The organism is Streptomyces sp. NBC_00425 (genome assembly GCF_036030735.1).
In the GTDB taxonomy this organism is placed as follows: Bacteria; Actinomycetota; Actinomycetes; order Streptomycetales; family Streptomycetaceae; genus Streptomyces.
Map to the genome: position 1 here is coordinate 4,992,985 of NZ_CP107928.1, position 12,783 is coordinate 5,005,767.

Below are 12,783 nucleotides of genomic sequence, written 5' to 3' on the forward strand. Positions count from 1 at the left end.
CAGTGTCGTGCCGTAGAACAGATGCACGGCGAGGTCCGCTCGGCGGACGGGAGGAGGTGGCTCGGTGAGCATTTCCGAGCCCTTGGACGACCCGTGGGCCGACAGCGGTCCCAGTGATCGTCTGCCCGCCTCCCGCCGCCGAGGTGACGGGGGCCGTGGACGTGAGGAGCAGCACGAGCGGGGCCGGGACAGCGGCGACTGGGAGGGCGGCGGGACGCCTTTCGAGCGGGTGCCGCCGCAGGACCTCGACGCCGAGCAGTCCGTCCTCGGCGGCATGCTCCTGTCGAAGGACGCCATCGCGGACGTGGTGGAGGTCCTCAAGGGCCATGACTTCTACAAGCCGGCCCACGAGACGATCTACCAGGCGATCCTCGACGTCTACGCCAAGGGCGAGCCGGCCGACCCGATCACCATCGCGGCCGAGCTCACCAAGCGCGGCGAGATCAACAAGGTCGGCGGGGCCTCCTATCTCCACACCCTCGTCCAGACGGTGCCGACGGCCGCCAACGCGGAGTACTACGCGGAGATCGTCCACGAGCGGGCGGTGCTGCGCCGACTGGTCGAGGCCGGCACCCGCATCACCCAGATGGGATACGCGGCCGACGACGACGTCGACGAGATCGTCAACCGGGCCCAGGCGGAGATCTACGCCGTCACCGAGCAGCGCACCAGCGAGGACTACCTGCCGCTCGGCGACATCATGGAGGGCGCTCTCGACGAGATCGAGGCGATCGGCTCGCGCAGCGGTGAGATGACGGGCGTGCCCACCGGCTTCACGGACCTCGACTCCCTCACCAACGGACTGCACCCGGGCCAGATGATCGTCATCGCGGCCCGTCCCGCCATGGGAAAGTCCACGCTCGCGCTGGACTTCGCGCGCGCGGCGTCGATCAAGCACAACCTGCCGAGCGTCATCTTCTCCCTCGAAATGGGTCGCAACGAGATCGCGATGCGTCTGCTGTCCGCCGAGGCCCGCGTCGCCCTTCACCACATGCGCTCCGGCACCATGACCGACGACGACTGGACCCGGCTGGCCCGCCGGATGCCCGAGGTCTCCTCGGCGCCGCTCTACATCGACGACTCCCCGAACCTGTCGATGATGGAGATCCGCGCCAAGTGCCGCCGGCTGAAGCAGCGCAGCGACATCAAGCTCGTGATCATCGACTATCTGCAGCTGATGCAGGCCGGTGGCTCCAAGCGCTCCGAGAGCCGTCAGCAGGAGGTCTCGGACATGTCCCGTAACCTCAAGCTGCTGGCCAAGGAGCTGGAGGTGCCGGTGATCGCGCTCTCGCAGCTCAACCGTGGCCCCGAGCAGCGCACGGACAAGAAGCCGATGGTGTCCGACCTGCGTGAGTCCGGCTCCATCGAGCAGGACGCCGACATGGTGATCCTGCTGCACCGCGAGGACGCGTACGAGAAGGAGTCCCCGCGCGCGGGCGAGGCCGACATCATCGTGGGCAAGCACCGTAACGGTCCGACGGCCACGATCACGGTCGCCTTCCAGGGCCACTACTCACGATTCGTGGACATGGCCCAGACCTGATCGGCGAGCCCCGGGCCAAATGAACTCGACGCCGAGGGTTCCGGCGGGTGGACTGGGCCCATGACGACACCTCAGGAAGGCCTGCTGGCCGGCACCCGTCGGGCGCTGCTGCACCGGATCGCCGTGGCCCAGTCGGAGGGCCGGGCCCCGTCGCTCGTCGCCGCGGTCGTAAGGGACGGGCAGGCCGTGTGGCACGGGTCGCGGACCTCGGTCGAGGGACACGCACCGGACCACAACGTGCAGTACCGGATCGGCTCGATCACCAAGACCTTCACCGCCGTCCTCGTGCTGCGGCTGCGTGACGAGGGTGCGCTCGGCCTCGATGACCCGCTGGAGAAGCACCTGCCCGGCACCGGCGCGGGCGAGGCCACCGTGGCCGAACTGCTCTCCCACACCGCCGGGTTGGCCGCCGAGTCGCCTGGCCCGTGGTGGGAGCGCACTCCGGGCTCGCTGCGCCCCGAACTCGCCGACGTCCTGGGTGATCAGGCCGCTCCCTGCGCTGCCGGACGTCGGTATCACTACTCGAACGTCGGCTATACCCTCCTGGGCGCCCTCGTGGAGAAGCTCCGCGGGGTCCCCTGGGAAGAGGCGGTGCGGCGCGAGGTGATCGAACCGCTGGGGCTGTCGCGCACGGGTGTCCGGCCGCAGGCGCCGGCGGCGGGAGGCTGGGCGGTGCATCCGTGGGCCGACGTCATGCAGCCCGAGCCCGTCGAGGACTTCGGGCGCATGGCCTCCGCGGGACAGCTCTGGTCCACGACCGGCGACCTAGCACGCTTCGCCGCCTTTCTGGCGCACGGCGACGACCGGGTGCTCGGCGTGGAGACCCTGCGCGAGATGCAGACGCCGTCCGCGCCCGCCGGTCCGGGGGATCTGGCCGAGGGAGCCACCTATGGTCTCGGGCTGCAGATCCAGCAGCGTGACGGCCGCCTGCTCGTGGGGCACTCAGGGTCGGTGCCGGGCTTCCTTGCGTCCCTCACGATCGGCGTGGCGGACGACGTGGCCGCTGTGGTGCTCGCCAACTGCACATCCGGCCTCATGGTGTCCCAGGTGGCGTCCGATCTCGTACGCATCGTCGCCGACGCCGAGCCGCGGATCCCCGAGCCCTGGTGCCCGTTGCCGGAAGTCGACGCGGCCGTACTGGAGTTGGCGGGGCAGTGGTACTGGGGCACGAGCGCTTTCGCTCTGCGGGTCACGGCCGACGGGCTCGTCTCCCTGGGGCCGCTGTCCGACGGCGGCCGGCGTTCCCGGTTCCGGCCGAACGGGGACGGTACCTGGACCGGCCTGGAGGGCTACTACGCCGGAGAGCCCCTGAAGGCCGTACGGCGGCCCGACGGGAGCGTGGACCACCTGGACCTGGGGTCGTTCGTGTTCACGCGCCAGCCGTACGACGAGGGGGCCGCAGTGCCCGGTGGAGTCGCCCCGGGGGGATGGCGGGGGATCGCCTGACCGGCCTGCGGGCGGAACGGGGCGGGAGGCCGGATGCCGACGAAGGGAGGCGCCCTGTTTCACGTGAAACAGGGCGCCTCTCCGGCCTGGTGTTCCGCTCCCGGGTCTCAGAGTTGCAGCTTGAAGCCGACGTGTGAGGCGGTGAAGCCGAGTCGTTCGTAGAACCGGTGGGCGTCGGTGCGAGTGGTGTCCGAGGTCAACTGCACGAGTTGGCAGTTCTCCCCGCGGGACTCTTCGATCGCCCACTCGATGAACCGGGTGCCCAGACCGCTGCCGCGCTCGTCGGCGTGTACGCGCACCCCTTCGATGATCGACCTGGTCGCACCCCGCCGGGACAGACCCGGCACGATCGTCAGCTGCAGCGTGCCGACGACGCGTCCCTCGCGTACGGCGACGACCAATCGCTGGTTGGGGTCGGCGGTCAACCGTTCCAGAGCGGCCAGATAGGGACCCAGGTCGTCCGGCGACTCGCGCTGCGCGCCCAGCGGGTCGTCCGCGAGCATGCCGACGATCGCGGGAAGGTCCTCAGCGACCGCGGCTCGTATTTCAAGATCTCCCATGGCGCCACCCTAGGTTCATGCGGCGGCAGCAGGTGCCTTGAGTGACTCCACGACCCGGACCAGGGGAGCCAGCTCCGGGGTCTCGGCGGCTTCGTCGAGGGCCTCACGCAGGGCGGCGTCGTTGGTCGGACGCGCGGCGGCGAGCAGTGTCAGGCCGGCTTCGGTGACGTTGGTGTAGATGCCCCGGCGGTCGGTGGGGCAGAGGTAACGCTCGAGGAGCCCGCGGTCCTCGAGCCGGGTGACGAGCCGGGTCGTGGCGCTCTGGCTGAGAACGACCGCGTCGGCCACCTGCTTCATCTGCAGATGCCCTCCGTCGCCGTCGTGCTGTCGGCTGAGCACGTCGAGCAGGGAGTACTCGCGCACGCTCAGGTCGTGCCCGGCCTGCAGGGCGCGCTCGATGTGGGCCTCGATTCTCCCGTGCAGAAGGGAGAGCGCGCACCAGCCCTGGGCGAGAGCAGTGAGCGCGGGGTCCGTCGCAGTCATGGGCGTTCTCCTCCGTCCCGGGCGGCTGACACCAGGATAGGCCAGTACCGAGACAGTCGGCGTTTGCGGATAGCCCGCGTATGCAATTATTGTAGGCAAGCGTTAAGTGCTTCTGCAATCATCTGGAAGGGGCTGCCTCTCATGCCTCTCGCGCTTCTGGCTCTCGCGGTCGGGGCCTTCGGGATCGGAACGACCGAATTCGTGATCATGGGGCTATTGCCCGAGGTCGCAGGTGATTTCGGTGTCTCCATCCCCACCGCGGGCCTCCTGGTGACGGGCTACGCCCTCGGCGTCATGTTCGGTGCTCCACTGATGACCGTTCTCGGCACCAAGGTGTCCCGCAAGCGGATGCTGATGGTGCTGATGGGCCTGTTCATCGTGGGTAACCTGCTGTCCGCCGTCGCCCCGACCTTCGCCGTGATGCTGACAGGCCGTGTCGTGGCCTCTCTGGCGCACGGGGCTTTCTTCGGCATCGGATCGGTCGTCGCCGCCGACCTCGTCGCCCCCGACAAGAAAGCCGGCGCCATCGCGATGATGTTCACCGGGCTCACCGTCGCCAACGTGGTCGGCGTCCCGCTGGGCACGCTGGTCGGCCAGACCGTCGGCTGGCGGTTCACGTTCGCCGTCGTCGCCGCGCTGGGCGTCGTGGGTCTCGTGGGCATCGCCCGGCTCGTGCCCGAGATGCCGCGGACCGCAGGCGTACACCTGCGGCACGAACTGGCCGCCTTCAAGAACGCCCAGGTCCTGCTCGCCATGGCGATGACCGTCCTCGGCTTCGGCGGCGTCTTCGCGGCCATCACCTACATCGCGCCGATGATGACCCACGTGGCGGGCTTCGCCGACGGGTCCGTCACCTGGCTGCTGGTCCTCTTCGGGCTCGGGATGGTGGGCGGGAACCTCGTCGGCGGCAGGTACGCCGACCGTGCCCTGATGCCCCTGCTGTACGTGTCCCTGGGCGCCCTGGCGGTCGTCCTGGGGCTGTTCACCCTGACCGCTCACCACAAGATCCTCGCGGCCGTCACCGTCGTCCTCATCGGCGCTCTCGGCTTCGCCACCGTCCCGCCGCTGCAGAAACGCGTCCTGGACCAGGCGCACGGCGCTCCGACGCTCGCGTCGGCGGTGAACATCGGCGCCTTCAACCTGGGCAACGCGCTGTCCGCCTGGCTCGGAGGCATGGTCATCTCCGCCGGTCTGGGCTACACCGCGCCGAACTGGGTGGGAGCGACCCTCGCCGCGGGCGCGCTCGTCCTCGCCGTCGTCTCCGCTGCCCTGGAGCGCCGTGGCGGCACCGCCGGCCGACCCGGTCTCCTGGTCGCCGAGGGCGCCGGCGACGGGCGGCGGGCCGCTGCCCGACACTGATCAGCCGGCGTACGCCTGTGCCTCAGTTCGCCCGCTCCTCAGCTGTCGTCAGGCGCTTTCGTCAGCCGGCGGCCACGGTCAGTGGAGCGAAGCGCCGGCGCCAGTCCCCTGGCAACTCCGGGATGCCGTAGGTCATCACGGAGTTGAAGGCGACCGACTCCAGTCCTCCGGCCTTCGCCCACGACAGCAGCTCCTCGTGCCGTACGTCGATGTCCGTGCGCAGCGGCCGGTCGGTGCGGTCCGCGAGCGAGGCCAGAAGGGATTGCGCGGTCTTCGTGTCCCGGGCGATCAACGGACCGACGACCTGCGTGTCCATGTTGGGCCAGGTCGCCGAGTAGCCGATGATCCGGCCGGACTCCTCGGCGACCCGGAACTGGTCGGCGAAGGCGGGCAGGCGGGTGATCACATGCGTGCGGTCGGCCCCGAAGACCTCCTCGTCGAGGCGCAGGATCGAGGGGAGGTCCTCGGCCGTGGCGGCGCGGGTCGTGACGTCCGGCGCCGGGACGCCCAGGGTGAGACGCCCGCGCAGCATTTCCGCCCGGCCCGTGGTTTTGAAGCCGAGCTCCTCATAGAGCGGACGCCCGTTCGGTGTCGCGTGCAGGGTCAAGGGCGTGGTGCCCATCAGGGAGACGATGTGCCGCATGAGGCGTCGGCCGACGCCTCGCCGGGCGTGCCGCTCGGCGACCAGCACCATGCCGACGGCCCCGAAGGAAGGGCGGCCGTACGGGCCGTACTCGGTGACGACACAGGCACTGACGAGGCCTCCGTCCGGGTCGTCGATGCCGTAACCCGTCCCGGCTGACAGGAGGAGGCCCCACTTGTGCTCCTCGCGTGGCCACCCCCGATCCTCGGACAAGTCGGCGCAGGCGGCGAGATCGCGGTGCGTCAGACGGCGGATGGGCAGATCAGTGAGGGAAGGAGTCGGCACGCCGCTCAGGCTGTCCGAACAGCGCTGTTGGCGTCCACTCGTTTCCCCTCGAGCGCACGTGCTTTTGGCCACCCCGCTACTCGGATGCTGAGCGAGAGGTGTTTCACGTGAAACGTGGACCGGGACCCAGCCCGAGCGCTGCACGCCGGTACCCGGTGTCGCGCCCTGGAGGATCTGGACGTCAGCCGAGGTCGGGTGCGTGCATGGCACGGACGCCCTCGATGTTGCCGTCGAGGTAGTGCCGCAGTGACAGCGGCACCAGATGGACGGAGGCGATCCCGACGCGGGTGAACGGCACACGGACGATCTCGTACTCGCCGGCCGGTTCCTCGATCTCGGGGCCGTGTCGCTGTGCCGGGTCCATGGACTCCAGACGGCAGACGAAGAAGTGCTGCACCTTCACGCCGGTCGCACCGCCGTCGTCGCCGATGTGCTCGACGGTGTCCACGAAACAGGGGACCACATCAGTGATCTTGGCGCCCAGTTCCTCGTGGACTTCGCGGTGCAGGGCGTCCACGACGGTCGCGTCGTCCGGCTCGACCCCGCCACCGGGCGTGACCCAGTAGGGATCCACACCGGGCTTGGTGCGTTTGATCAGGATCAGGTTGTCGCCATCAAGCAGTACGGCTCGTGCGGTGCGCTTGACCACGGGTCGGACGGTCATGGGAGAAATGTGGCCCGGCTGGTTCCACGTGAAACATCGTGATGCGTGACCAGACCGAGCCAGACTGTGACATCGCCCGAAAACGGCGTCAGCACCACGCTGCAGCGGCCGCCAGCAAGCGCTCGTGGGCCCTTGCCACCTGGGGCACGGCCAGTGTTCCGGTGCGCACGACCAGGACGTACGTGCGCAGTGGAGGCACCGCCGGCTCATGCAGCGCGACGACCTCACCGCGTTCGAGAGCGGCCGCGCACAGATAGCGGGGCAACACCGCCAGGCCCGCTCCGGCGATCGCGCAGGCGAGCACCGCGCGGAGGTCGGGAACGATGACGGCGCCCGAGGCCGCCGGGTCGGAGTCGAAGACCGCGGCCCAGTAGCGGGACACCAGGGGAAGTGACTCATGAACCTCGATGACGGGCAGGTTCTCCAGCGCGGTCGCGCCCTTGCGGCACAGCTTCCCGGCGTCGATCAGCTCGTCCCATCGAGGGGCGGCGACCAGGACGTGCTCCTCGTCGCACAGCGGGGTGGCCGTCAGGAGTGGCCCGCGTGGCCGGACCGTGCTGATGGCCAGGTCGTGATGCCCGGCGGCCAGGCCCTCCAGGACCTCTTCGGCGTTGCCGAAGGCGGCGCGCACGGTGAACCCGTGCCCGTCGTCGAGGGACGGTCCGGTGAGCGCCGGCAGGGCCCGCTCGGCGGTGAACTCGGGAGGCCCGGCCAGATGCAGCGTGCGCTCGGCGGACTCGTCGTCCAGGCCGGTCTGGGCGATCTCCGCCAGGGCGTCGAGATGCGGAGCGGCCTTGTGGGCGAGCTCGTCGCCGATGCTGGTCGGGGTGACGCCGCGAGCCTGACGCAGGAACAGGGGGCGTCCCAACTGCCGCTCCAGGGTGCGGATCTGAGAGGTGACGGCCGGCTGGGACAGGCCCAGCAGAGCGGCGGCGCGGGTGAAGGAGCCGGCCCGGTGCACGGTCACGAACGTGCGCAACAAGGCCAGATCCATGGCGCTTCCTCCTCTTTCCCGACTCCCTCCCGGCTCCGAGGCAGGGCTCAACTATAAATAAGTCGATAGGTCTCTGCCGCTAGAGTGATTGGACACTGACACAGAGTCAACTAGCCTTGTGGACGCGGTTCTTCGCGCGCAGAACCGCGGGCGGTCCGAGCCACGAGGGGGGAGGCTCGGACCGTCCGTCGCGGTCGGGGGACGCCCGCAGGGGGTTCCTGACCTGGTCATCGCTCCGACTCCTCCAGCGCACGCAGCACGTCCGCCACCAGGTCCTCGGTGTCCTCGGCGCCCACGGACAGCCGGATGAACCCCTCCGGTACCGCGTCCCCGCCCCAGCGTCCACGCCGCTCCGCGGTGGAGCGGACCCCGCCGAAGCTCGTGGCCTCGTCCACCAGGCGCAGGGCCTCGAGGAAACGCTCGGCACGCGCGCGCGTGGGCAGCGTGAAGGAGACCACACAGCCATAACGCCGCATCTGCCGCGAGGCGACCTCGTGCGCGGGATCGTCCGGCAGCCCCGGATAGCGCAGCCCGCTCACCTCGGGCCTCCCCCGCAGCGCCTCGGCCACGGCCAGAGCGCCGGCGCTCTGCCGGTCGACACGCAGCTGCAGGGTGGCGATCGACCGGTGCGCGAGCCACGCTTCCATGGGCCCGGGAATCGCCCCGACGATCTTGCGCCAGCGTCGTACGGCCGTCATCGCCTCGCCGCTGCGCCCCGTGACGTAGCCGAGGAGAACGTCGCCGTGTCCCGTGAGCTGCTTGGTACCGCTGGCCACAGAGAAGTCGGCGCCCAGGACCAGCGGCCGCTGGCCGAGCGGGGTGGCGAGCGTGTTGTCGACGGCCACCAGCGCGCCGCGCGCGTGCGCCGCCTCGACCAGCCGGCCGATGTCGCACACGTCGAGCCCGGGGTTCGACGGGGACTCGATCCACAGCAGCTTCGCACCGTCGAGGAGGGCGAGTTGCGCGTCACCGCCCGTCGGCGCGGTGCGCACCTCGATGCCGAACGCCTCCAGCTGTGTGCGTGCCAGGGGCAGCGCCTGGTAGCCGTCACCGGGCAGCACGACGGCGTCGCCGGCGCGCAGCTGGGAGAAGAGCACCGAGGAGATCGCGGCCATGCCGGAGGCGAAGACGAGCGTCTCGACGCCGTCCTGCCCCGGCGCCTCGAGCTCGCCGATGGCGTGCTCCAGGTGCGTCCACGTCGGGTTCTCGTCGCGTCCGTAGGTGTAGGGCCCCGTGGGCTCGCCCGGCAGGTGGAAATGGGCTGCGAACACCGGACCGGGGAGGGTCGGCTCGTACTTCACGGGCTCGGGCACCCCGGCCCGCACCGCGCGGGTGCCCTCGCCGTCGCCTCCCGGAGAGCCCCCGTTCCCAGCGGAATCGTTCATGCCGTTCGTCCTTCCACGTCGTCCCGTACGGCGGCGAGGAGACCGTCGCTCGCCTCCTCCACCATCTCAAGACACTCCTCGAAGCCCTCCCGGCCCCCGTAGTAGGGGTCGGGGACGTCGAGGTCGCCGTCGGCAGGCTCGGAGGAAGGGGGTGAACCGGCCGCCGGGCGACGGCCGGCCTCCGGGCGGGCGTAGGACCGCAGCAGCCGTACCTTCGCCGCGTCCTTCGGCGAGGGGGCGAGCCCGCGCAGGGCCCTGAGGTGGCCGGAGTCCAGGGCGATCACCAGGTCGAGGCGGGCGAACCAGGACGGCTCGAACCGCCGGGCCCTGTGGTCGAGGGCGTAGCCGTGCCCCTCCAGGACGTCGAGCGCGCGCGGGTCGGCGTTCTCGCCCTCGTGCCAGTCACCCGTGCCGGCGCTGTCGACGTCGATCAGCGCCTCGAGACCGGCGTCCGCCACGCGCGCGCGGAAGACCGCCTCGGCCATCGGCGAGCGGCAGATGTTGCCGGTGCAGACGAAACAGACGCGGTAGGTCATCGACCGGTCAGTCCCCGTCCGGCAGGACGACGTTGAGCGCCCAGGAGACGACCGAGATGATCAGACCGCCCAGGACCGCGGTCCAGAATCCGTCGACGTGGAAACTCAGGTCGAACGTGTCGGCCAGCCATGAGGTGAGCAGCAGCATCAGCGCGTTGACCACCAGGGTGATCAGACCGAGCGTGAGGATGAACAGGGGGAAGGTCAGCACCTTGACTATCGGCTTGACCAGGGAGTTCACCAGGCCGAAGAGCAGGGCGACGAGGATGAGGGTGCCGATCTTCTTGCCCGTGCTGTCACCGGTCAGGGTGATCTTGTCGAGCAGCCAGACGGCGACCGCCAGGGCGCCTGCGTTGGCGATCGTCTTGACTACGAAATTCTTCATGTGTCTGATCGTGGCAGAGAGATCGGCAACGAGCACCGGACGAGGGCGGACTAGGTCGATGAAGGCATTCCGGTTGGATGAACTCGAGGCGGAACGCGCCTCCAACGACGGTGCCTACCTGCAGTTTCTGCGCGAACGGAACATGTCGGTCGGACTGTACGCGCTCGACGCCGGCACGCATGATCCACAGAACCCGCACAACCAGGACGAGGTGTACTTCGTCGTGAGCGGACGGGCGTCGATCACCGTCGGCCTGGAGACCACGCAGGTGGCGCGCGGCAGCGTGGTGTACGTCCCGGCGGGCGTCGCCCACAAGTTCCATCACATCAGCGAGGACCTGCGGGTCCTCGTCGTGTTCTCGCCGCCGGAGGGTTGACCGTCTCCGTCTCGCAGCCGAGTCCAGGCCTCGGGGTTCCCTAGGGGATCGGTCAGGGGAGGACAAGGGGTGCGAGGCCCCCGCGGGCACCCCTCCCGGCCCTAGCATCGACGGCAGGACATCGAAAGGATCCGGCCCGACAGGGGTGCCGGACTTCGACCGAAGAGGATGAGGACCAGGGCGATGCAGGAGATTTTCTCGGGACTGCCGTGGTGGGTGAAGTGGGTTGCGGTGCCGGTCATCGCCCTGGTCGTGTTCGGCGGGCTGATAGCCAGCGTCGTGGGGTTCGTGATCGGCCTGCTGTTCAAGCTGCTGGTCTTCGTCGCGCTGGTCGGCGGACTGATCTACGTGGTGCGGAAGTTCCTCTCGAGTTCCTCCTCGCGCAGCGACTGGTGAGGCGGTGCGGGGCGCGGGCGACCGGTGGTCGGTAACACGATTCGCTGGTTCCCTCGCCCGGGGGAAGTTTTCCTGACAGCCCGTCTGCATGCGGTGGCAGCCGGTTAAAGTCCGGAACTCGACGCGGGGACGCCCCCGCGAGCGGCGCACACCCCCCGCACGGACCGCCCCTCGCCCTTCGAGAGTGACCCTTGGCCATGGTTGACACCGCATCCGCAGAGCCGCACGCGCCTCCCGACCAGCCGCGCCCACCGGCGCCACCCCTCCAACGACCCCCGAACCCCGGGGTTCCCGAGCAGCCGCATCCGGCGGCGGCCACCCTGATCGGCTCGGTACAGCGCGCCATGCGGCTGCTGGAGTCCGTCGCCGAACACGCATACGGAGCCCCGGCCAAGCAACTGGCCCGGGAGACCGGTCTGGCGCTGCCCACGGCCTACCACCTGCTCCGCACGCTGGTGCACGAGGGCTATCTGCGCCGGGACAAGGGACTGTTCTTCCTCGGCGAGGCCGCTGAGCGGCTCGGCAGCAGCGGAGCGGCGCAGAAACGTCGCAGCACGGTCGCCGACACTCTCGCGCAATGGCGCGATTCGATCGGTGTGCCCGTGTACTACGCCCGCTACCGCGAGGGCGAGATCGAGATCATGTGCGTCTCCGACACCCCGGGTAATCCGGCGGTGGAGGAATGGGCCGACTTCCGCGAGACCGCACATGCGCACGCCATCGGCCAGTGCCTGCTGTCCCAGCTGGACGAGGACACGCGCCGCGACCATCTCGGCCGCTACCCGGCGCAGTCGATCACCCCGTACACCGTGCGGGACAACCACGCACTGTTGCGGCGCCTGGAACGCATGCGGCGCATGGACCCCGTCATCGAGCGGCAGGAGTACGCGCTGGGCACGGTCTGCGCCGCGATTCCGATCACCGTGGGCACCACGGCCGCCACCATGGCGATCTCCCTGCCCGCCCATCACGCCGACCGGTTGCTGCCCGCGGCCCGGGAGTTGCAGAACGAGGTGGGGCGACTGCTGGGGTCGCTCGCGATCTCTATCAGTATCTGAAAACTCACTCCTTGTGATCTGTCGTGTACTTTCTGCAAGATGCGTGCAGTCAGATGGTCCATTCCCGGCCAGTCGACGGCAAATGACGGGGTAAGGCGATGCGCGAGTCCGTGCAGGCAGTACAGGCAGAGGTCATGATGAGCTTCCTCGTCTCCGAGGAGCTCTCGTTCCGCATCCCCGTGGAGCTGGGGTACGAGTCGTGCGATCCCTATGCCGTGCGGCTCACCTTCCATCTGCCCGGCGACGCCCCGGTGACCTGGGCGTTCGGGCGCGAGCTGCTCATCGACGGGGTGGGCAGGCCCTGTGGGGAGGGAGACGTCCGGGTGTCACCTGTGGAACCGGACGTGCTGGGCGAAGTGCTGATCCGGCTTCAGGTCGGCTGCGACCAGGCGCTGTTCCGCTCGTCGGCCGCCCCGCTCGTGGCTTTCCTCGACCGCACCGACAAGGTGGTCCCGCTCGGCCAGGAGGGTGCGCTCGCCGACTTCGACGCGCATCTCGACGAGGCGCTGAACCGCATTCTGGCGGAAGAGCAGAACGCCGGCTGAGGTGACGGTGGCGGGCGGTGCCGAACTTGGGTGCCTCGGTCCGGACGGCGTTGCGCAGGAACGGTTCTTCGTCTCTGGCGGTGACGTTCACGGCCGCGAGTGCTGCCGGTTCGACGCCGCCCGTA

General features: G+C 69.6%; 15 protein-coding genes. 7 read left to right on the forward strand and 8 right to left on the reverse strand.

Going from position 1 to position 12,783, the window contains the following annotated elements; translation table 11 throughout:
- The first annotated feature begins 64 nt into the window (after positions 1–64).
- On the forward strand, positions 65–1,543 hold the full coding sequence (gene dnaB, locus OHS82_RS21480) for a replicative DNA helicase (protein ID WP_057576581.1): 1,479 nt from the start codon (positions 65–67) through the stop codon (positions 1,541–1,543).
- A 60-nt stretch (positions 1,544–1,603) separates the two neighbouring features.
- Entirely contained in the window at positions 1,604–2,989 is a 1,386-nt protein-coding gene (locus OHS82_RS21485; RefSeq protein ID WP_057576579.1) for a serine hydrolase domain-containing protein, read from the forward strand.
- A 107-nt stretch (positions 2,990–3,096) separates the two neighbouring features.
- Here the strand turns inward: OHS82_RS21485 and OHS82_RS21490 are convergent, their stop codons facing one another.
- Both OHS82_RS21490 and OHS82_RS21495 read right to left on the reverse strand, forming a co-directional pair.
- Positions 3,097–3,549, reverse strand: a complete 453-nt coding sequence (locus tag OHS82_RS21490) for a GNAT family N-acetyltransferase (RefSeq protein WP_057576576.1) — start codon at positions 3,547–3,549, stop codon at positions 3,097–3,099.
- Positions 3,550–3,564: 15 nt separating this feature from the next.
- On the reverse strand, positions 3,565–4,032 hold the full coding sequence (locus OHS82_RS21495; RefSeq protein WP_057576575.1) for a MarR family winged helix-turn-helix transcriptional regulator: 468 nt from the start codon (positions 4,030–4,032) through the stop codon (positions 3,565–3,567).
- Positions 4,033–4,173: 141 nt separating this feature from the next.
- Between OHS82_RS21495 and OHS82_RS21500 the strand changes: the two genes are divergently transcribed.
- On the forward strand, positions 4,174–5,391 hold the full coding sequence (locus tag OHS82_RS21500) for an MFS transporter (protein ID WP_328434307.1): 1,218 nt from the start codon (positions 4,174–4,176) through the stop codon (positions 5,389–5,391).
- 61 nt (positions 5,392–5,452) lie between these two features.
- Here OHS82_RS21500 and OHS82_RS21505 read toward each other — a convergent pair whose 3' ends face one another.
- The 6 genes from OHS82_RS21505 to OHS82_RS21530 all read right to left on the reverse strand — a co-directional run bounded on the left by OHS82_RS21505 (position 5,453) and on the right by OHS82_RS21530 (position 10,283).
- A complete protein-coding gene (locus OHS82_RS21505; RefSeq protein WP_057576571.1) occupies positions 5,453–6,319 on the reverse strand; it encodes a GNAT family N-acetyltransferase in 867 nt (288 codons plus the stop codon).
- Positions 6,320–6,500: 181 nt separating this feature from the next.
- A complete protein-coding gene (locus OHS82_RS21510) occupies positions 6,501–6,983 on the reverse strand; it encodes an NUDIX domain-containing protein (protein ID WP_020130685.1) in 483 nt (160 codons plus the stop codon).
- Positions 6,984–7,071: 88 nt separating this feature from the next.
- Positions 7,072–7,977, reverse strand: coding sequence for a LysR family transcriptional regulator (locus OHS82_RS21515; protein WP_057576569.1), 906 nt, complete (start codon positions 7,975–7,977; stop codon positions 7,072–7,074).
- A 227-nt stretch (positions 7,978–8,204) separates the two neighbouring features.
- Positions 8,205–9,362, reverse strand: a complete 1,158-nt coding sequence (locus OHS82_RS21520; protein ID WP_328434308.1) for a cystathionine gamma-lyase — start codon at positions 9,360–9,362, stop codon at positions 8,205–8,207.
- Positions 9,359–9,898 carry a low molecular weight protein-tyrosine-phosphatase gene (locus tag OHS82_RS21525; protein ID WP_057576565.1) on the reverse strand — a complete coding sequence of 180 codons (540 nt, stop codon included), beginning with the start codon at positions 9,896–9,898 and terminating at the stop codon, positions 9,359–9,361. The genes OHS82_RS21520 and OHS82_RS21525 overlap by 4 nt, the downstream gene beginning before the upstream one ends.
- Positions 9,899–9,905: 7 nt before the next feature.
- Positions 9,906–10,283 (reverse strand): phage holin family protein, encoded by a 378-nt coding sequence (locus OHS82_RS21530; protein WP_057576562.1) that lies wholly within the window; start codon positions 10,281–10,283, stop codon positions 9,906–9,908.
- A gap of 58 nt (positions 10,284–10,341) precedes the next feature.
- Between OHS82_RS21530 and OHS82_RS21535 the strand changes: the two genes are divergently transcribed.
- From OHS82_RS21535 to OHS82_RS21550, 4 genes are all read left to right on the forward strand, one after another.
- On the forward strand, positions 10,342–10,659 hold the full coding sequence (locus tag OHS82_RS21535) for a cupin domain-containing protein (protein WP_057576559.1): 318 nt from the start codon (positions 10,342–10,344) through the stop codon (positions 10,657–10,659).
- Positions 10,660–10,842: 183 nt separating this feature from the next.
- Positions 10,843–11,055 (forward strand): DUF5326 family protein, encoded by a 213-nt coding sequence (locus OHS82_RS21540; RefSeq protein WP_057576557.1) that lies wholly within the window; start codon positions 10,843–10,845, stop codon positions 11,053–11,055.
- A 197-nt stretch (positions 11,056–11,252) separates the two neighbouring features.
- Positions 11,253–12,113 (forward strand): IclR family transcriptional regulator, encoded by an 861-nt coding sequence (locus tag OHS82_RS21545; protein WP_199863709.1) that lies wholly within the window; start codon positions 11,253–11,255, stop codon positions 12,111–12,113.
- 98 nt (positions 12,114–12,211) lie between these two features.
- A complete protein-coding gene (locus OHS82_RS21550; RefSeq protein ID WP_057576553.1) occupies positions 12,212–12,658 on the forward strand; it encodes an SsgA family sporulation/cell division regulator in 447 nt (148 codons plus the stop codon).
- Positions 12,659–12,783 lie beyond the last annotated feature (125 nt).

Excerpts from the sequence above, each read along its gene's own strand:
- OHS82_RS21485 (WP_057576579.1), top strand. The coding sequence starts at position 1,604 with ATGACGACACCTCAGGAAGGCCTGCTGGCCGGCACCCGTCGGGCGCTG.
- OHS82_RS21490 (WP_057576576.1), bottom strand. The coding sequence starts at position 3,549 with ATGGGAGATCTTGAAATACGAGCCGCGGTCGCTGAGGACCTTCCCGCG.
- OHS82_RS21495 (WP_057576575.1), bottom strand. The coding sequence starts at position 4,032 with ATGACTGCGACGGACCCCGCGCTCACTGCTCTCGCCCAGGGCTGGTGC.
- OHS82_RS21500 (WP_328434307.1), top strand. The coding sequence starts at position 4,174 with ATGCCTCTCGCGCTTCTGGCTCTCGCGGTCGGGGCCTTCGGGATCGGA.
- OHS82_RS21510 (WP_020130685.1), bottom strand. The coding sequence starts at position 6,983 with ATGACCGTCCGACCCGTGGTCAAGCGCACCGCACGAGCCGTACTGCTT.
- OHS82_RS21515 (WP_057576569.1), bottom strand. The coding sequence starts at position 7,977 with ATGGATCTGGCCTTGTTGCGCACGTTCGTGACCGTGCACCGGGCCGGC.
- OHS82_RS21520 (WP_328434308.1), bottom strand. The coding sequence starts at position 9,362 with ATGAACGATTCCGCTGGGAACGGGGGCTCTCCGGGAGGCGACGGCGAG.
- OHS82_RS21525 (WP_057576565.1), bottom strand. The coding sequence starts at position 9,898 with ATGACCTACCGCGTCTGTTTCGTCTGCACCGGCAACATCTGCCGCTCG.
- OHS82_RS21530 (WP_057576562.1), bottom strand. The coding sequence starts at position 10,283 with ATGAAGAATTTCGTAGTCAAGACGATCGCCAACGCAGGCGCCCTGGCG.
- OHS82_RS21535 (WP_057576559.1), top strand. The coding sequence starts at position 10,342 with ATGAAGGCATTCCGGTTGGATGAACTCGAGGCGGAACGCGCCTCCAAC.
- OHS82_RS21540 (WP_057576557.1), top strand. The coding sequence starts at position 10,843 with ATGCAGGAGATTTTCTCGGGACTGCCGTGGTGGGTGAAGTGGGTTGCG.
- OHS82_RS21545 (WP_199863709.1), top strand. The coding sequence starts at position 11,253 with ATGGTTGACACCGCATCCGCAGAGCCGCACGCGCCTCCCGACCAGCCG.
- OHS82_RS21550 (WP_057576553.1), top strand. The coding sequence starts at position 12,212 with ATGCGCGAGTCCGTGCAGGCAGTACAGGCAGAGGTCATGATGAGCTTC.